The organism is Achromobacter kerstersii, assembly GCF_902859595.1.
GTDB classification, from domain to species: domain Bacteria; phylum Pseudomonadota; class Gammaproteobacteria; order Burkholderiales; family Burkholderiaceae_B; genus Achromobacter; species Achromobacter kerstersii.
Genome location: NZ_CADIJQ010000010.1, coordinates 1 through 17,398, shown reverse-complemented (window position 1 = coordinate 17,398; position 17,398 = coordinate 1). Strand labels below are relative to the sequence as shown.

The 17,398-nt window shown below is 64.7% G+C and carries 13 protein-coding genes; 5 read left to right on the top strand and 8 right to left on the bottom strand.

Annotated elements, in window-relative coordinates:
* Position 1: 1 nt before the first annotated feature.
* Positions 2–991 carry a tripartite tricarboxylate transporter substrate binding protein gene (locus tag HV765_RS24300; protein ID WP_175171281.1) on the bottom strand — a complete coding sequence of 330 codons (990 nt, stop codon included), beginning with the start codon at positions 989–991 and terminating at the stop codon, positions 2–4.
* Positions 988–1,824, bottom strand: a complete 837-nt coding sequence (locus HV765_RS24295) for an amidohydrolase family protein (protein ID WP_175171280.1) — start codon at positions 1,822–1,824, stop codon at positions 988–990. Before HV765_RS24295 ends, HV765_RS24300 begins: the two co-directional genes overlap by 4 nt.
* A gap of 181 nt (positions 1,825–2,005) precedes the next feature.
* Here HV765_RS24295 and HV765_RS24290 point away from each other — a divergent pair, with 181 nt between their 5' ends.
* The gene (locus HV765_RS24290; RefSeq protein WP_175171279.1) at positions 2,006–2,893 is read left to right on the top strand and encodes a LysR family transcriptional regulator; all 888 of its coding nucleotides are present in this window, start codon (positions 2,006–2,008) and stop codon (positions 2,891–2,893) included.
* Positions 2,894–3,021: 128 nt separating this feature from the next.
* Complete coding sequence (locus tag HV765_RS24285; protein ID WP_175171278.1) at positions 3,022–4,854, top strand: ABC transporter ATP-binding protein/permease; 1,833 nt, start codon at positions 3,022–3,024, stop codon at positions 4,852–4,854.
* Here HV765_RS24285 and HV765_RS24280 read toward each other — a convergent pair whose 3' ends face one another.
* From HV765_RS24280 to HV765_RS24255, 6 genes are all read right to left on the bottom strand, one after another.
* Positions 4,855–5,658 carry an aspartate dehydrogenase gene (locus HV765_RS24280; RefSeq protein WP_054422071.1) on the bottom strand — a complete coding sequence of 268 codons (804 nt, stop codon included), beginning with the start codon at positions 5,656–5,658 and terminating at the stop codon, positions 4,855–4,857.
* A 156-nt stretch (positions 5,659–5,814) separates the two neighbouring features.
* Positions 5,815–6,732 (bottom strand): BMP family ABC transporter substrate-binding protein, encoded by a 918-nt coding sequence (locus tag HV765_RS24275; RefSeq protein ID WP_175171277.1) that lies wholly within the window; start codon positions 6,730–6,732, stop codon positions 5,815–5,817.
* Entirely contained in the window at positions 6,729–7,706 is a 978-nt protein-coding gene (locus tag HV765_RS24270; RefSeq protein WP_175171276.1) for a Bug family tripartite tricarboxylate transporter substrate binding protein, read from the bottom strand. Before HV765_RS24270 ends, HV765_RS24275 begins: the two co-directional genes overlap by 4 nt.
* A gap of 274 nt (positions 7,707–7,980) precedes the next feature.
* Positions 7,981–9,369 carry an amidohydrolase gene (locus HV765_RS24265; protein ID WP_175171275.1) on the bottom strand — a complete coding sequence of 463 codons (1,389 nt, stop codon included), beginning with the start codon at positions 9,367–9,369 and terminating at the stop codon, positions 7,981–7,983.
* Between the two features lie 161 nt (positions 9,370–9,530).
* Positions 9,531–10,478 carry a Bug family tripartite tricarboxylate transporter substrate binding protein gene (locus HV765_RS24260; protein WP_054422067.1) on the bottom strand — a complete coding sequence of 316 codons (948 nt, stop codon included), beginning with the start codon at positions 10,476–10,478 and terminating at the stop codon, positions 9,531–9,533.
* A 109-nt stretch (positions 10,479–10,587) separates the two neighbouring features.
* Positions 10,588–11,859 carry a carboxylesterase/lipase family protein gene (locus HV765_RS24255; protein WP_175171274.1) on the bottom strand — a complete coding sequence of 424 codons (1,272 nt, stop codon included), beginning with the start codon at positions 11,857–11,859 and terminating at the stop codon, positions 10,588–10,590.
* 453 nt (positions 11,860–12,312) lie between these two features.
* Here HV765_RS24255 and HV765_RS24250 point away from each other — a divergent pair, with 453 nt between their 5' ends.
* The 3 genes from HV765_RS24250 to HV765_RS24240 form a co-directional block, all read left to right on the top strand.
* The gene (locus tag HV765_RS24250; protein ID WP_175171273.1) at positions 12,313–14,382 is read left to right on the top strand and encodes a type VI secretion system Vgr family protein; all 2,070 of its coding nucleotides are present in this window, start codon (positions 12,313–12,315) and stop codon (positions 14,380–14,382) included.
* Entirely contained in the window at positions 14,382–15,317 is a 936-nt protein-coding gene (locus HV765_RS24245) for a hypothetical protein (RefSeq protein ID WP_175171272.1), read from the top strand. The genes HV765_RS24250 and HV765_RS24245 overlap by 1 nt, the downstream gene beginning before the upstream one ends.
* The coding region (locus tag HV765_RS24240; RefSeq protein ID WP_217483395.1) for a T6SS effector BTH_I2691 family protein at positions 15,314–17,398 on the top strand (2,085 nt) is incomplete at its 3' end. The genes HV765_RS24245 and HV765_RS24240, both read left to right, overlap by 4 nt.

Sequence of the window (17,398 nt, the reverse complement as noted above, 5' to 3'; positions counted from 1 at the left end):
CTTAATCCAATTTCAGATTCGCTTCTTTCACCACGCGCTGCCATTTGGCAATTTCGGCGCGGCGGAACGTATCGAGTTCGGCCGGGGTCGAGCCTATGGGCTCGGCGCCAATGCCGGCCAATTGTTCGGCAATGGCCGGGTCTTTCAGTACCTTCGCCAGCGCCTGCGACACCTGGTCGACGATGGCGGGCGGCGTGCCGGCCGGTGCGAACACCGCGTTCCATTCATAAGTCTCGTAGCCCGGCACGCCGGACTCGGCAATGGTGGGCAGATCGGGCGCGGTCTTCGAACGTTCCAGGCCGCCCACGGCCACGGCGCGCAGCTTGCCGTTCTTCACGTGCTGCCACGCCGAACCCATGCTGGCGAACATGACGGGCACCTGGCCCGACATCACGTCGATCATGGCCGGGCCGCCGCCCTTGTAGGCCACGTGTTGCAGCTGGGTCTTCGCCAGCAGGTTGAACAATTCGCCCGCCAGATGCTGCGCCGAGCCGGGGCCGGCCGACGCAAAGTACACGTGATCCTTGGCGCCGGGCTGACCCAGCTTGATCAGGTCAGCCACCGTTTTCACTTCATACGAAGGCGTCACCACCAACACGTTCGGCACGCGCAACAGCAGCGAGACGGGCGCAAACGCGGTCAGCGTGTCGAACTGCATCTTGGAATGCAGCGCGGGGTTCTGCGCATGGTTGGAGGCGTCGAGCATTAGCGTGTAGCCGTCGGATTGCGCCTTGGCCACCACCGCGCCGCCGATCATGCCGCCTGCGCCGCCGCGGTTTTCAATCACCACGGGCTGGCCGAGTTCGGCTGCGAGCTTGGGGCCGATCAAGCGGGCCACGACGTCCACGGTGCCGCCGGGCGGATAGGTCACCACCAGCGTGATGGCGCGTTCGGGATAGGCGGCAGACGCCGAACTGGCGGCGCCCGCCAACAGGCCGGCGGCAACCAGCAAGCCGCCACGGCACGCCACGCGTTTGATCAGAGGGTTCATTTTTTGTCTCCTTGGAATTGGAATAGCTGCAACGGCGTATCGGCAAGCACGATGCGCCGTTGCGTGGGGTCGTCGATCCACGCGTCCAGCCACTGCCGTGCGGCAGGGTAGGACGCCACGTGGCGATGCTCTGTGTGGGGCCAGTCGCTGCCCCACATCAAACGTTCGGGGGTAAAGGCCAGCAGCAGTTGTTGCGTGGCCAGCCAGCCCGAAGCCGCGCAAGCCGGGGCCTGCCAGTTGCGATACGGCGCGGACAGCTTGACCCAGACGCGTCCGCTGTCCGCCTGTTGCAGCAGATACTGAAAGCCCGGGTCGGACACGCCCAGCGCCGGGTCGGGCCGGCCAAAGTGGTCCACCACCACGCGGCATCCGGCCGCCAGCAGGGTGGGCATGACGTCCTGCAGGCGCTGGGCTTGAAGATGGACTTCAACGTGCCAGCCCAACGCGTTCACGCGGGCCAGCAAGGCTTGCCAGGCCGGCGCGTGCAGCTCGGGCGCGGGCAGGCCGATCAGGTTCAGGCGGATGCCCACGACACCGGCGTCGGCCAGCGTTTGCAGCGCGGCGTCGGTGATGTCGGGGGACACCACGGCCACGCCGCGCAGCCGATCGGGCGCCGCACGCAACGCGTCCACCATGTGGTGGTTGTCGGTGCCCAGGAAACTGGGCTGGACCAGCACGCCATGAGAGAGGCCGTGCGCATCCAGCAGCGCCAGGTACTGCGTGGGCGTGGCGTCGTAATCGGGGGTGTGGCGGCGGGCGTCAGCCAGGGGCAAACCGGGCCGGAACACGTGCGCGTGGGTGTCGACGGCGGCGCCGGTCGAATGCGGGGGCAAGGCGGTCTCCTGTTCTTGGCGCCGGGCGTGGACCAGCGCTTCTGTTCTCTGCGGCGGGCGGTGCCAAGGGCTTCTATTCGCTTAGGCGGCGTGGCCCAACGCGCTTCTATTAGCCGGAATTCTAGGAACTCGGGGTATAGTTTTCCATTGTCTAAATCGGCTTTATATATATCGGAATGATATGGAAACCCGGCACCTGCGGTACTTCCTGGCAGTGGTGGACCATGGCAGCGTCAGCCGTGCGTCGGAATGGCTGGGCATCGCGCAGCCCGCCTTGAGCCAGGCCTTGGGCCGCATGGAGAAAGACCTGGGCGTGCGGCTGTTCGAGCGTTCGCGCCAGGGCGCCGCGCCCACCCCGGCGGCATTGGCGATTCTGGAAGACGTGCGCATCAGCGTGGCGCGCATCGACGCCGCAGCGCACCGCGCGCGCGAGATCGGGCGGGGCAGTGCCGGGCAGTTGACGGTGGGGCTGGTGTCGTCGGCGCTATTCGATACCTTGCCGCGCGCCTTGCGCGAGATGCGCCGCCAAGCGCCGGGCGTGCGCGTCATCTTGCGAGAGATGAGCAACGCCGAGCAAGCCGAAGCCTTGCAGACGGGCGAGATCGATATCGGCCTGATGCATACGCCAGTGGCGGTGGGCGGACGCATGCGCGAACGGCAACTGCTGCGCGACCGGCTGGTAGCCGCCGTGCCGGACGAATTCGACGTTGCCGAAGACGGCAAGGTGTCGATGGCGCAAATCGCGCGAGCCGGGCTGGTGATGTATCCGCAAGCGCAATTGCCCGCGTTCTATGCGGGCATTCTGGATGCCATGCGCAAGGGCGGCCACGATGTGCACGTTGCCCAAGAAGCGAACCGCACGCTGACAGTGCTGTCTTGCGTGGCGGGCGGTTGCGGCGTGGCCTTGTTGCCCAGCTGGATACGCACCATGAATTTTGGCGGGGTGCGTTTCTGCGACGTGCGCGACGGGCAGACGCTGCCCAGCTTCGACCTGAGCGCCATCTGGCCCGCCCGTTCCGTCCCCACCTTGGCCGACATGTTCGCCAACCTGGACCTGGCCGCACGCTGATTACAGTGCTGGCTTTCACTGCGCATTCAGTTGCCCTGCCAGAACGCTTAAGCCTGGCTTAAAACGGCATTTTCTTCGGAACCCGGCACGCCCGCCCCGTCTAACAAGAAACGACGATGGGGGTGTCCATGGATCTGAACTGGCAACAACAACTTGTGGAAAGCGCAATCTGGCTGGCGCGCGCGTTCGGCATCACCGCCGTCGCCATGGCGGTGATTGCCGTGGTGCTTGCGCGCACCACCGATTGGGGGCGCAAGTTCTGGCGCCTGGCCTGGCCCTATCTGACCCCGCGCCGCAGCTGGCGTCCGCTATTGACGCTGGCGTTGCTGCTGCTGTTGGCGATGGCGGCCGTGCGCATGACGGTGCTGTTCTCGTTTTGGTACAACGGCTTCTACAGCGCGCTGCAAGCGCTGGACCAGAGCGCGTTCTGGCGCTTTCTGGGTATCTTCGCCGTGCTGGCCACGGTCCATGTGGTGCGCACGCTGGTCGACAGCTACGCGGGCCAGGCCTTTGATATCCATTGGCGCGTCTGGCTCAATGACCACCTGACGCGCGATTGGCTGGGCGCGGGCGCGTACTACCGTGGCCACTTCGTCAACGAACCGGTCGACAACCCCGACCAGCGCATCGAACAAGACATCACGATGTTCGTGACGGGTTCACGCACGCTGGCTATCGGCGCGTTGAGCGCACTGGTGTCGCTGGTGGCGTTCACGGGCATCTTGTGGGGCTTGTCGGGCCCGTTGACGGTGGCGGGCGTGGAGATTCCGCGCGCCATGGTGTTTGTCGTATTCCTGTACGTGATCGTCGCCACATGGTTTGCCTTCAAGATCGGACGGCCGTTGATCAAACTGAATTTCCTGTCAGAGCGGCTCACGGCTAACTTCCGTTATGCGCTGGTGCGCTTGCGTGAGAACGCCGAGAACGTCGCGTTCTATCAAGGCGAAGCCGTCGAGCGCGGCAACCTGTGGACGCGTTTCACCGCTTACATCGCCAATCTGTGGGCGCGCGTTTACCGGGGCTTGAAGTTCGATGGCTTCAACCTGTCGGTGAGCCAGGTGGCGGTGGTGTTTCCGTTCATCTTGCAGGCGCCGCGCTTCTTTACCGGCGCGATCAAGCTGGGTGACGTGATGCAAACGTCCCAGGCGTTCGGGCAGGTGCAGGACGCGTTGTCGTTCTTTCGCACGTCGTACGACACCTTTGCGCAATACCGCGCCACGCTGGACCGTTTGAATGGGTTTCTTGACGCCAACGAAGCGGCGCGCGCCCTGCCGTCGGTGCAGACGGAACCCTTGCCTGATGGCTTGGACATCAATGGCGTCACGGTTCGCCGGCCTGATGGCGGCGTCTTGCTGCACACCTTGAATTTGCGCTTGCGTCCCGGCCAGACCTTGCTGATCAAAGGCCCGTCGGGCAGTGGCAAGACGACATTGCTGCGTGCGCTTGCCGGGCTGTGGCCGTATGCGCAAGGCCATGTGCGGCGGCCGGAAGGCGCGTCGGCCTTGTTCCTGTCGCAGCGGCCTTACTTGCCCTTGGGCGACTTGCGTAGCGCGGTAGCGTATCCGGGGGTGGCCCTGCCGCAAGATGACGCCCGGCTGGCCGATGCGCTGCGGCAAGTCAACCTGGGGCATTTAAGCGCGCGCCTGGACGAGGTGGCGGACTGGTCGCGCATCTTGTCCATTGGTGAACAGCAGCGCGTGGCGTTTGCGCGCGTGCTGTTCAACCGGCCAGCCATTGTGTTCCTGGACGAAGCCACATCCGCTACCGATGAAGGGCTGGAACACATGCTGTACAGCCTGCTGCGCAGCGCTTTACCTGATTGCATGCTGGTCAGCGTGGGGCATCGCAGCACGCTGGACCCGTTTCATACGCATCGGCTGGACCTGGATGGCGCGGGTGGCTGGACGGCCGGCCCGATGGCGCCGCCCGCTGTTGGCACGCCACTACGGGTGGCGGCCTGATCAGGTGCCTACGCGCAACGGCCCGGACAGCTTGCGCAAGGCGGCGACGACGCTTTGCGCGGTGATGCGGCCCGTCTTGGGGTTGGCCGACGGGATGTTCTGGATTTCCATCGAGAACGTGGCGGCGTCAGACACGACTTCCACGCGGTGCACATTGCGTTCCAGCGACGGGTCGGCCCAGATTTCCAGGGTGCTGCGGTCGGGCCCGATGCCGGCCAACGACACGCTGACCGCCACGTTCAAATTCGCGGGAAAGCCGATGGCGGCTTCACGCGGTGAACCGCGGAAGATCAGGCGCGGTTCGGTGATGCCGGCGATGTCGATGTTGTTGTCGGTGAGGTAGGGCGCGCCCAGCAGGCCCTGCACCGGCTTGCGGGTGATCATCGTGACGGAATGGATGACGCCTTCGGCGGCGGCGGTGATGGCGTCCAGGCCCAGGATGGCGCCCGATGGCACGATGATCTGGCCATGATGCTGGCGGGCGAGTTCGATCAGGTCATCGTTGCGCAGCAGCGCGCCGGAGCTGAGCACCACCAGCTTCTTGCCCGCGCGCAGCACGGGTTCGGCGATGTTGCGGAACACGGCGGCGGGGGCGCATTCCACGACCACGTCGCAATACTCGTGCAAGGCGTCAATGGTGGTGAAGCGCGGCGCGGCGTTCGTCCATGCGACGGTGGGGGCGGCGCTGGGATCGCGTACCCCGATGGCGGCAAGCGACAGGCCGGGCAGGCCGGCATCCAGGGATTGCGCCACGGCCTGGCCGATGGCGCCGAAGCCGGCAATGCCGACGCGGATGTTGTTCATGGAGAGTCCCGTGTGAGGCCGCGGCGCACCGCGAGCCCTGCATCAAAGAAAACGCCATCGACACCGATGGCGCAAGGTTGCCGGCCACTTTATCCAGCGCCCGCGCGGGCGTCAATGCGGAATGGCCGCAATGCGGGCAGCCCGCTCAGCGCCAGACTACGCCGACAACGCAAACTCCGCGCCCGCGTAGTCGTTCGCCACGTGGACGTCGCCGGATGCGAGCTTGCCCGCCCAGTCATCCAGCGTGCGGCGTTCTTCCGCGCCCACCTTGGCGCCCAGCACCAGCCGTAACGCGGCCGCCTCTTCCAGGCCGTAGCGGGTGACGCGGCCCACCGCCAACGCGCCCGCCGCATGGTCGGCTACCGCACGCTCGACGCATAAGCCAGAGTCGGCCAGGGCCGAGGCCAGATAGACCTGCGGGTCGCGGGCCACCCAGTCCAGCACGTTTCCAATTTGCCACACGCCGGTATCGCGGCACGTGCGCGTCACGCCATCGCGTCCGCCGTCCATCATGGCGAACACCACGCGGGCGCCGCGTCCCGCCAAAGCGCGGGTCCACTTCGCACCCAGTTCCGGGTCGTGCTGATTGCCGCAAAACGCGGTCAGCGGGTCGCGGCCCGTCACGCGCCTGACACCGTCCGCATAGGCGGCGCGGCCCTTCAGGCCCGGGCGGACGCGTTCGCCTGACAGATGCGCGGCGCGCCCATTGGCCGCGCGCAAACCGGCCAGCACCCCCGCAAGAAAGGCGGTGTGTTCTTGCAGGATTTCATACGACGCCACGTTGGCGGCGGTGTGATGGCCTTGCGTGATGGCGAATTGCGTGCCGGGAAAACGCGGTGCCACGTCCGCCACCGGCCCATCGCCCTGACCGCCATGCACGACGACCAGGTCGGGGTGGCTCGTGCACAGCTGCGCAAGGCGGGCCGTGCGCGCGGCGATGTCGTTGTCCGCGATCCATTCCACTTGCAAAGGCAGGCCGGCCTGAGCGGCGCGCGCCGCGCCTTCTACCGCGGCTTCGTTAAAGCCGCCGCGGCCCGCATGGCCGAACAGCACGAGGATGCGGCGGGCGCTCACAGGCTGGCTCCCGTTGCGCGCACGACCGGTCCCCAGGCCTGCGCTTGCCGACGCACAAAGTCGGTGAATTCCGCGGGCGATTTGTGGCTTAGCACAAAGCCCTGTGCTTCCAGTTTGCTGCGGATGTCGGGGGTGTCCAGCACGTGCGAGATTTCGTCATTCAAGCGTTGCGACACCGCGTCGGGCAGCCCGGCCGGACCAGACACGCCGATGAAGTTTTCCGCGATCAATCCCGGATACCCCAGTTCGCCCACGGCGGGAATGCCGGGCGCTTGCGGCACGCGCTGCTCGGTGGTCACCGCCAACAGCCGTAATTGGCCGGACTTCAGAAAGGGCAGATTCTGCGGCAGCGCATCTACCGCAAAGCGGATCTGTCCGCCCAGCAGATCATTCCGCATGGCGCCCGATCCCTTGTACGGAATGTGCTGTAGCGGCGCGCCGGTTTGCTGGGCATAGAGTTCGCCGACGATCTGGCCCACCGACGCCAGGCCGCCGCTGCCGTACTGCACGGGCGCATCCTGCGCCTTGATCCACGCGGTCAGTTGCGCGAAGTCCGACACGGGCACCGACGGGTGCACGACAAACGCTGTGGGCACCGCGCCCAGGTAGGCAACGTGCTGAAAGCTGCGAATCGCGTCATAGCCGCCTTGCGGCAGCAGCGCGGGTGAAATCGACAAGGGCGCCGAGTTCGACATCAGCAGCGTGTAGCCATCGGCGGGCGCTTGCGCAACCAGGTTTGCGCCGATGGTGGACCCTGCACCCGGCTTGTTCTCGATGACGATGGGCTGGCCTAACCGTTCAGCCAGAACGGGCGCGATGATGCGTGCCGCGATGTCGCTTGCGCCGCCCGGCGGGAAGGTGACGACGAGCCGGATAGGGCGGTCGGGCCAAGCTGACGCACGCCCGATGCGCGGCCGCGCCAAGGGCAGCGCCAGCGTGCTGGCAAGCATGAATTTTCGTCGGGAAATCGGCATGGCGTGGGTTCTACAGAGCCGCCGCGCGGGCGGCAAAGGGGCGTACTGTAGAAAACCGCACATCGGCTGACAAAGAATTTGTAGCCGTTTGCTTATGCGTTATGCGTGCCCGCCGCACGATGGGGCGGCGGGCAGGGGGCTGGCGGCTGGCGGGCAGGGGCCGGCGGGTAGTACCTGTCGTACTACATGCGGTACTACACGCCGTGCTACCCGCCGTACTACATGGCGCACTACATGTCGTACGACGCGTCTTCGACGGCTTACCCGCGCAAGTTCAACCGCCTTGCTGCGCGCGAGCCATGTAGTCCACCGTCAGGTTCGACAACGCGCGCACGCCGTTGATCAAGCCCGATTCATCCACATAGAATCGCGGCGAGTGATTCGGCGCGGCCTTCTCCACATCCGTGCCCTTGGGCGTGACGCCCAGGTAGAAGAACATGCCCGGCACTTTTTCCTGATAGAACGAAAAGTCTTCCGATGCGGTGGACTTCGGTTGCAGGCCGTAGTTGCCTTCGCCCGCCACGCGCCGCAGCGTGGAGCCCATTTTCTCGGTCAGCGCGGGGTTGTTGACGGTGGCGTTGTAGAGCTCGACCACGCGCACATCCGCCTTCGCGCCTGCGCTTTGCGCAATCATGTCAGCGGTGCGGGCGATGCGCTGGTGGATGTCCTTCTTCATGCCTTCGTCGTACGTGCGGATGGTGCCCGTCATGGCCACGCTGTCCGGCACGATGTTCATGCGGTTGCCGCCATGGATGGCGCCCACGGTGATGACGGCCGGCTCCAGCATGCTGTTGATCTGGCGGCTGGGAATGGTCTGCAAGCCCAGAATGATTTGCGAGCTGACGACGATGGGGTCGATGCCCGACCACGGCCGCGCGCCGTGCGTCTGCTTGCCGGTGACGTCGATCCAGAACTGGTCGGCCGCGGCCATGGCGGGGCCGCTGCGCCACGACAGCCAGCCGGCCGGATAGGCGCTGGACACGTGCAGGCCGAAGATGGCGTCCACCTTCGGATTTTCCAGCACGCCTTCCTGCACCATCATCTTGGCGCCCCAGATTTTCTTGCCGTCGGGTTCGAAGTCGGCGGGGCTTTCCTCGGCGGGCTGGAAGATGAACTTCACGCTGCCAGGCAATTGGTCTTTCATGCCGGCCAGCACTTCGGCCGTGGCCATCAGGATGGCCGTGTGCGTGTCGTGGCCGCAGGCGTGCATCACGTCCACTTCCTTGCCTAGATAGGTGCCCTTGGCCTTGGACGCAAAGGGCACGTCAACCTGTTCTTTCACGGGCAGCGCGTCCATGTCGGCACGCAACGCCACCACGGGGCCGGGCTTGCCGCCCTTGAGCACCGCAACCACGCCCGTGCCCGCCACGCCCGTCTTCACCTCCATGCCCAGCGCGCGCAGATGGTCGGCGACGAGCTTGGACGTGCGCGTTTCCTGATTGCCCAGTTCGGGGTGTTGGTGGATGTCGCGGCGCCAGGCGATGAGCTTGTCTTCGATGGCGCGTGCGCGTTGGTCGATCTGTTCGGACAGCGCCGCATTGGGCGCGGGCGGCAACGGGCCTTGCGTGCCGGGCGCGCTTTGCGCGGCGGCGGGGCCGGCCATCAACAGATGGGCGCCCAGCGCCAACGGCGCCAGGCGGAACAGCGTCTTGCGTGCTTGCATGGGGGTCTCCTCGTGGTTGTTAACCTGTTATTGGGTGAGGATCTTACCCAAGCGCCACGCCGCCGGCGTGTTTGTTACGGATGCTTAAAATCGGCGCGTTTTGATTCCGGCCGATGGAATTTTCGCGAAGGCGGCGTTGGCGATGTAGAGGGCGCAATGCGCTATTGCAGCTTGATGCCCAGCTCCTTGATCAAGGGCGCCATCTCGGCGCGATCCGCTTCAATCGTGGCGGCCAGCACGTCCGGCGTACTGCCGATGGGAATCATGCCCAGCGTTTCCATCTGCGCCCGCATCGCGGGTTCCTTCAGGATTTCCGACACAGACTTCTGGATCAGGGCGACCCGGTCCTTTGGCACGCCCGCTGGCGCCATCAGGCCGATCCACGGTTGCGGGGCGTAGTTCAGGCCAGACTCTTTCAGTGTGGGCGTGTCGGGCAACCCGCCGAAACGCTCGGGGCTGGTGATGGCCAGCGCGCGCAGCCGGCCACTATCGATCAGGCCTTTGGAACTGGACGGGGCATCCAGCCCCACATCCAACTGCCCGCCGATCAAATCGTTCTGCGTCTTGCCGGATGACGACGACGGCACGTACAGCGCCTTGATGCCGGCGCGCCGCGCCGTCTGCTCCCACACCAGATGAAACGCCGTGCCAATGGAGAACGAGCCCACGCTCAAGCTGCGCGTCTTGCTTTCGCGGACGAAGTCATCCCAGGACTTGATGGGGCTGTCTTTCGGAACGATGAAGATGAACGGCGTGCGCGCCACCAGCGACACCGGCTGCAAGTCTTTCTGCGTATCGAACGGCAGGCTGTCCACCGCGAACGGCACGATGGTGACGGTGGACGCCACCACCATGCCCAGCGTGTAGCCGTCGGGCGCGGACTTCACCAGCGCGCTGGTGCTGATGATGCCCGAGGCGCCCGGCCGGTTTTCAACCACCACGGGCTGCCCCCAGGCCGCGCCCAGTTTGCTGGCCAACACGCGCAACATCACATCCACCGGCCCGCCCGGCGGGTTGGACACGATGATCTTGACGGGCTTGTCGGGATAGACGGCGTGAGCGGCCAATGGCGCGAGCAGCGCAAGCGCCAGCGCGGTTTGCTTGAACATGGAATTCCCCTTGTGTTGTTGGTGTGTGCGGCGGCGGTGCATTCGAGCTATGAACTCAGGCTGCGGCCTCGGGCGGTGAACGTGAGCTTTGACCCTTGTCCGCCCGCCTTCAGGCCAGAATCTGCTGATGTGGCGCCATGGGCCAGCCGGGCGTTTCGCCACGGATGAATGCGATCCAGGCGTTCTGTGTCTGCCGCGTCAATTGCGCAGCGTGGCTGCCGGGCAACCCGACGAGCATGGGCGCCGCGGCGAAAGCGTCAACGGTGCCGAAGACGAACGGCAGTTCAATGCAATGGCAGGCGCCAAAGCGCGATGTGGGCGCAACGTCGAAACGGGCCAGCCAAGCTTGCCGGCCCAGCGCAACGGCGTCCGTGGCCCATTGCCGCGACGGCGCGCCGAACACCTGTTCGCTTTGTTCGCGGCCAGCAGCATCCGCCGCGTGGCCGGGAAAGGCGGCCATCTCGTCGCGGGTGTAAGCCACCAGCACATCCGCACGGGACGCTGCTGCCTTCAATGCCGGCGCAATGTCTTGCGGCAGCACGTGTCCGTCCAGGACCGGGCAGAACTGGCTGCGGCGGCTGCCTTCGGCTTGCAACGCTTCGGCCACCGCGGGGGCTTGCTGAGCGGTGAGCAACGCGGACACCGGGAGTTCGCGCGCCGCCTCCAGCGAGTCAACGCCGGCCGCTTGCAAGAAGGCGCGCCCCAACGTTTCGGCTTGCGCGGCTGTTCGAAAGCCCCGGCCCAGCGCCGCGCTTTGCAGAATGGCGCGTGAGAAACGCGGCCGCCGCGCCAGCATCGCGCAGATCGACGACGCGCCTGCGGATTGGCCCATCACCGTGATGCGTTCTGGGTCGCCGCCCAGGTCTTGAATGTTGTCCAACACCCAATCAATGGCGGCCTCTTGATCCAGCAGGCCGGCGTTGGCCGTCTCGCCGGGCACATACAACCATCCCAGCGCGGCCAGCCGATAGTTCACGGCCACGACCACGATGCCGCCGCTTGCGGCCACGCGCGCGCCGTCATACCAGTCCAGCGCGCCGCCACCGCTTTGCCATGCGCCGCCATGCAGCCACACCACGACGGGCCGCCGCGCGGTGTCGGCGCCGGGCGTCCAGACGGTCAGATGCAGGCAGTCTTCCGATTGCGGCACGTCGAAGTCGCCCATCGCGCCGCGCAAGCGCGACGGAATCTGCGGCGCAATGGGTCCCGGCTGGGTGGCGTCGCGGTCTCCGCGCCACGTTGCGGGTTCGGGCGGCGCAAAGCGCAAACGGCCCACGGGCGCTTGCGCATAGGGAATCGCGCTGTAGCGGCAGACGCCGTCGTTATCGCGTACGCCGGTCAGCGTGCCAGCCCGTAGCACCGCCTGGACGGTTTCACTCATGTCCTGCCCCTTGTGTTGTTGTGGTGTTGACCGGCGGCATGCGCCGCATCGGTGGAACTCATGGTAGGGACGAAAGGGGCGTAGCGGATATGCCGGTTTTGAACGGGGCCATGCGGAACGCGCATGGCTGGTGGAAATGGTGTGTGGAACATGGCCAGTAAGGCAGGTCTCTCCGTACGCGGGCCAAATTTGACCCGATCGGGCCAGATTTGACCCGCCGATAAATGCTTATGAATCAAGGGCTTGAAAATTATCGAGTCAAAACTGGCCCGATTTTCGCGGCAAACGTGCTGTTTTCAGCGGAGAACGGGTTGCGGCGGTTTGCATGGTGTTGCTGGATTCGGTGTATGTCGTTGATTTCATTGACGTTAAAAGCGTGATGCGAAAGCTGGCACGGATGTTGCATTAGTCCGGTATCGCGCGATTCACCGCGCCTTTGCTCAGGATGCCGCCATGCCCCGCCAATCCGATTTGCGCTTCACCTTCACGCCCTCTGGCCGCGGTCTGGATTTCGACGTCATCGAATTCACGCTGGACGAGGCGCTGTCCGAAACCTATCGGCTGGAATTGGACCTATCCAGCTTCAACCCCGCCATCGACTTCGGCGCCATGCTGGATGAGCCCGCGTTGTTCACGATCTGGCGCGGCGATCAGGCGGTGCGCCATGTGCACGGCATCGTGACGGCCTTTCAACAAGGCGACACCGGCTTTCGGCGCACTCGCTACCGTGCCGTGGTCGAGCCATCACTTGCGCGCGCGGCATTGTGTTCGGACTGGCGCGTGTTTCAGCAGCTGTCCGTGCCAGAGATTTTGGCTGATGTATTGAAGCGCCACGGCATCACCGACTATGAACAGGTCACCACGAACGAGCACTTGCCACGCGAATACTGTGTGCAGGCCGGCGAAACCGATCTGGCGTTCTTGAACCGGCTGGCCGCCGAAGAAGGCTACTTCCATCGCTACGAACATACCGAGAAAAGCCATCGGCTGATTCACGGCGACCGCATCTACATCCACGGCGAAATCGCTGGCGGCCCGGTCGTATACGTGCAGCTGTCAGGCGGCGACCCGGCTCAGCCCGCGCTGCATCGTTTCACCTATACCGAGCAGCTGCGCACCGCCCGCCAGACCCAGCGCGACTACACCTACACGCACCCGCAGTACGAACAAGAACACACGCACGTCGCGTCAGACCTGCAACACCAAGACCGCCGCTACGAACGCTACGACTATCCCGGCCGCTACAAGCGCGACGAAGCCGGCAAGCCCTTCACACAAAGCCGGCTGCTGGGCCTGCGCCGCGATGCGCGCATGGCGCAAGTGGAAGGCGACGATGCGCGCTTGATACCCGGCGTGGCGTTTGACCTGACCGGCCACCCGCGCGAAGACTGGAACCAAGGCTGGCGGCCCGTGCGCATGCGCCATCACGGCGTGCAGCACACCAGCCAGGAAGAAGACAGCGCGGGCGCAGAATACGGCACGCGCTATCACTACACGGCCGATATCGTGCCCGACAAAGTCGATTGGAAGCCCGAACCCAGCTATAAGCCGCTAGTGGACGGCCCCCAGATCGCCAGCGTAGTCGGGCCGCCCAACGAAGAGATCTACTGCGACGCCTATGGCCGCGTCAAAGTGCAATTCCCGTGGGACCGCCTGGGCCAGCACAACGAACACAGCTCCTGCTGGATACGCGTGTCACAAAACTGGGCGGGCGCGGGCTGGGGCCACACGGCCATCCCGCGTATCGGGCAAGAAGTCATCGTCAGCTTTCTGGATGGCGATAGTTCGCAGCCGATCATCACGGGCCGCACGCACCGGTCGATCAACCCGCCTCCGTATGAACTGCCGCGTCACAAAACGCGCATGACGATCAAAAGCCAGACGCATAAAGGCGATGGCTATAACGAACTGCGTTTTGAAGACGAACGGGATCAGGAAGAGATCTACGTGCATGCGCAGAAAGATCAGAACCTCCATGTGAACCACAACGAAACCACCTTCGTCGGCCATGACCGCAGCGAGCAGGTGGAGCACGACGAGACCATCGTGATCGGCCACGACCGCAAGGAAACCGTGGGCAACGATGAACAAGTAAACATCGGGCACGACCGGCGTCACGACATCGGCCAGGATGATTTTCTGACGATCGGGCGTAATCACACGGTGATGACGGGCAAGGACCGGACTGAAGACGTCGGCAACAACCGGCGCGACAAGACCGCGGCGAACCACTGGATTGAAACCGGCGGGAATGTGGAACACACCGTGCAGGGGCATCATCAGCTGCATGCGGGTCAGCGGATTGCGCGTAAGACGGTGGTGTATGAATTGCAGTCCGCCCAGCGCGCCGTCATCAAGGGGCCGGGCGGCACGATCACGATTGATGGCGGCGGCATCACCTTTGAAGGCGTGGCAATCAACTTGAAGGGCCCCATCTCGCAATCGGGCGGGGTTGGCAACTCGGTTTCCATGGCGGGCCAGGCAGTTGAAGGCCTGTTGGCGGATTGCCAGGAACGTTCGTGATGACCGCCTCAGTCATCGCGGAACGAATCGCCGCGCACAGAGCGCCGGAAGATTCTGTTTATCTGCTCGTCGATCCGTTGGCGGGTTGTGCGCCGGATCATCCGCTAAGCCCGTCATCGCTGGCCGCTGCCTTGGGGGATGACGCGCTTGTCAGCGTCCCCAGGCCGGACCTGGCGCATACGGTTGGGGCGTGTCCGATTCTGGTTCGATTCGCCGGGCCGGGGCTCGCGCCTGCCGCGGATCTTCTGGCTCGTACGGAACGGCTTGCTTTGACCGAGACCGGCCATCGCAAGCGATATGGCTGCGGGTGTTTGCTGAGCCCGCTGTCCGCCGACGCCTTGGCCGAGCACATCGCGGCGCGATGTTTAACGTTTTCCGCCAGCGCCTCGGGCGGCGTGTCGCCGTGGTTCGAACCGTTGCGCCTGGAGCTGCTGGCGGCATCGATGGCGGATTCGCTGGGCAGTGCGCTGTGGCCGATCCGTGCATGGTTGCTGCCGACCAGCTGGGGCGAAATCGCCATGGTGAGCGGTGCGCCGGGCGAGGCGTGTGACGTCCCGCCGATTGCGCGCGATGCGCAGAGGGAGGCCACGCTGATTGCGTTGCTGCTGGCGGCATGGCGCCGAACATTGCAAGCGCCGTTGCCGTTCGCGCCACGACGATGGCAAGGCAAGACGCTGCTACCGCCGCAGGCCGCCGCATTGGCATTCCGCCTAATCCGGCAGGCGCGTCAACGCGGCGTCACGGATAGCAATGACCTCCTCGCGCTCGCCCTGCATCAAGAGACGATCCATCCGCAATTGCTGAGGTTTGAACCGTTGCGTGACGCATTGGTTCGCGCGACGCCCGGACACGCATCCAGCGTCCTGGTCGCATACGGCGACGTGGCATGGAGCCGCATTGCCGCCTACCTGAACGAAACGGGGGAAAGCGTATGACACTCAGCCAACAGCTCATCGACATCGTCGAAGAAACCATGCCGCTGCCGCCCGGCAGCTGCAACGCCTGCGAACGCAACGGCGTGCCGATTCTGCTGCTGCGCCCGGCGGTGGTGGCTAAAAATTCGTTCTTGCGTGCGCGCGGTGCGCTGTCGCATTCCGGTCTGCAAGAATCGCTGCGCATCTTGCGCATGGGTTATGTGTATGTGCTGCTGGATCGCAGGGTGTGGCATGCCTATCAAGTGACTGATGCCGGGCATCTGCGGCATTTCAACCCTTATGAAATGCCCCGCGCCGAGCCTGCGCCATTGGCCGAGCGCTGCGTTCAGGCCGCGCACAATCTTCCTGCGTCATTCATCGGTATCGACATTGATAAATACAAGGTCGCCTGGATCGCGTATTCGCAAGACCCTTGGCCGACTTCAGTGTTGGATGCGTACAAGTCGGGCAAGGGCTTAAATGCCGATTACCCCCAGCGGTTTGTCATCGTCGACTTGCCGAAGCTGCGGGAAGACCCCTCGGCCGGCGGCACCGCGCTGGCCTTGGAACATGCGCATCTGTTGAACGAGCACGTGGCGGAATATGCCAGCGGCGTCGACGACTTCGGCAGCGTTCACGGCTGGTCATCACGTTCGGCGCAAGCCGCAGGCATGCGCAATTACCTGACGTTGATGGAACGGCAGCACCGCTTGCCGCAAGGCGTGAGCGGGCTGATCCTGCCCGACCCGATCGGCATGGCCGAAGAACTTAACAACGTCCGCCTGGCCGCTTACACGCAAAAGCGATTGTGGTCCGAAGAACCGGAGCGCCGCTACGCGTATCTGACCTCGCAATGCCTGCTGGCGATTCAGCAGCTGTACGCCGTACAGGCCGACGCCGAGACCCTGGATAGCCCCACACCCTTGCTCGACATCATGCCCAGCGAGTCCGGCACGCCACCCGTGTTCTGGGACCCCGCACGTGAACGGCAAGAGCGTGTGCAAGACAAGATCACCGATCGCGTGGAACGATTGAAAGAACGCTATTGGGAAACGAATCCGCCCACCGAACCTCGCCGCCACGGCCGGGCAAGTTTTCAGGCGCGGTACGACCGGGACATCAAGCGGTTTGAAAACGACATCGATGCGTATGGCAAGGACTGGGCGCAGGTGATCGGCAGCGCGGCGTGGAAGCGCATCGTGGCGATGGATTATTCCGATACCGACGAACGTTCGCGGCAGCTGCGCTTGATCACGGTGGGGGCGTGTTTGGATGGAGGCATCACGGATGCCATGCCGGCGTCTGATCCCGCGTCGGATGAACCCGAAACGCTGGGGCCAACAGGCACCGCGTGGCAGTCGTTGCTAAGCGACCCCAACAGCGCTGCCTATCTGGCCTTGAACGGCCATCAAACCTTTCTGCAAACCACGTTTATCCCTCTGTTCGGCGCGGGCGCGGTGGCCAACGACGCCGGCAAAAAATACTTCGATGCCGTCAAAAGCATCATCAGCAGCAAGGAAATCGGCGCATGGCGCGAAGGCCGCGCCGCCGACGCCGCCGACCAACTGCTCACCGCCATGCACGGCGCCAGCAAGCGCCTGCACCAACACTTGAGCGCGGGTGCAAAGTCCGCCGTCGATGCGGTTCACGTGGGCGGGACATGGCTGTACCGCAAGGCGCAGATGACCCAAGTCGTGATCCAACTCACGGTGGGGGAACTGTTGTCCATCTGCGCGGAAGAGCTGCAACGCGTCGGCGAGTCCCTACAGCAAGACGCCAGCCGGCGCGTGCGCGCGTTCGTCTTCGCAGGCTTGATCAGCATCCCCGATCCAGCGGTGAGAAACACGTTGATTGACGTGACGTTGTGGGTCGAAGGCAGTGCGGAAGACGTCCACAAGCGAATCAACGCCCTTAAGACGGTCGCGGGCAATCAAGTAGAGAACGCGGCGCGCCACGTGGAAGGAGTCGTCCGCCAAGCAGAAGATGCGGCGCGCAAGGTGTCAAACGGCGCAATGCGAAAGATCTCGGCCGGTATGAAGAACCTGGAAGCCCCGGCTGCGCAATTGCTGAAAGGCCTGGAACTAAGCGCGGCGCACGCGCAG

Coding starts and splice junctions, on each gene's coding strand:
- HV765_RS24300 (WP_175171281.1), bottom strand. CDS start 991: ATGAACCCTCTGATCAAACGCGTGGCGTGCCGTGGCGGCTTGCTGGTT.
- HV765_RS24290 (WP_175171279.1), top strand. CDS start 2,006: ATGGAAACCCGGCACCTGCGGTACTTCCTGGCAGTGGTGGACCATGGC.
- HV765_RS24285 (WP_175171278.1), top strand. CDS start 3,022: ATGGATCTGAACTGGCAACAACAACTTGTGGAAAGCGCAATCTGGCTG.
- HV765_RS24280 (WP_054422071.1), bottom strand. CDS start 5,658: ATGAACAACATCCGCGTCGGCATTGCCGGCTTCGGCGCCATCGGCCAG.
- HV765_RS24270 (WP_175171276.1), bottom strand. CDS start 7,706: ATGCCGATTTCCCGACGAAAATTCATGCTTGCCAGCACGCTGGCGCTG.
- HV765_RS24265 (WP_175171275.1), bottom strand. CDS start 9,369: ATGCAAGCACGCAAGACGCTGTTCCGCCTGGCGCCGTTGGCGCTGGGC.
- HV765_RS24260 (WP_054422067.1), bottom strand. CDS start 10,478: ATGTTCAAGCAAACCGCGCTGGCGCTTGCGCTGCTCGCGCCATTGGCC.
- HV765_RS24255 (WP_175171274.1), bottom strand. CDS start 11,859: ATGAGTGAAACCGTCCAGGCGGTGCTACGGGCTGGCACGCTGACCGGC.
- HV765_RS24250 (WP_175171273.1), top strand. CDS start 12,313: ATGCCCCGCCAATCCGATTTGCGCTTCACCTTCACGCCCTCTGGCCGC.
- HV765_RS24245 (WP_175171272.1), top strand. CDS start 14,382: ATGACCGCCTCAGTCATCGCGGAACGAATCGCCGCGCACAGAGCGCCG.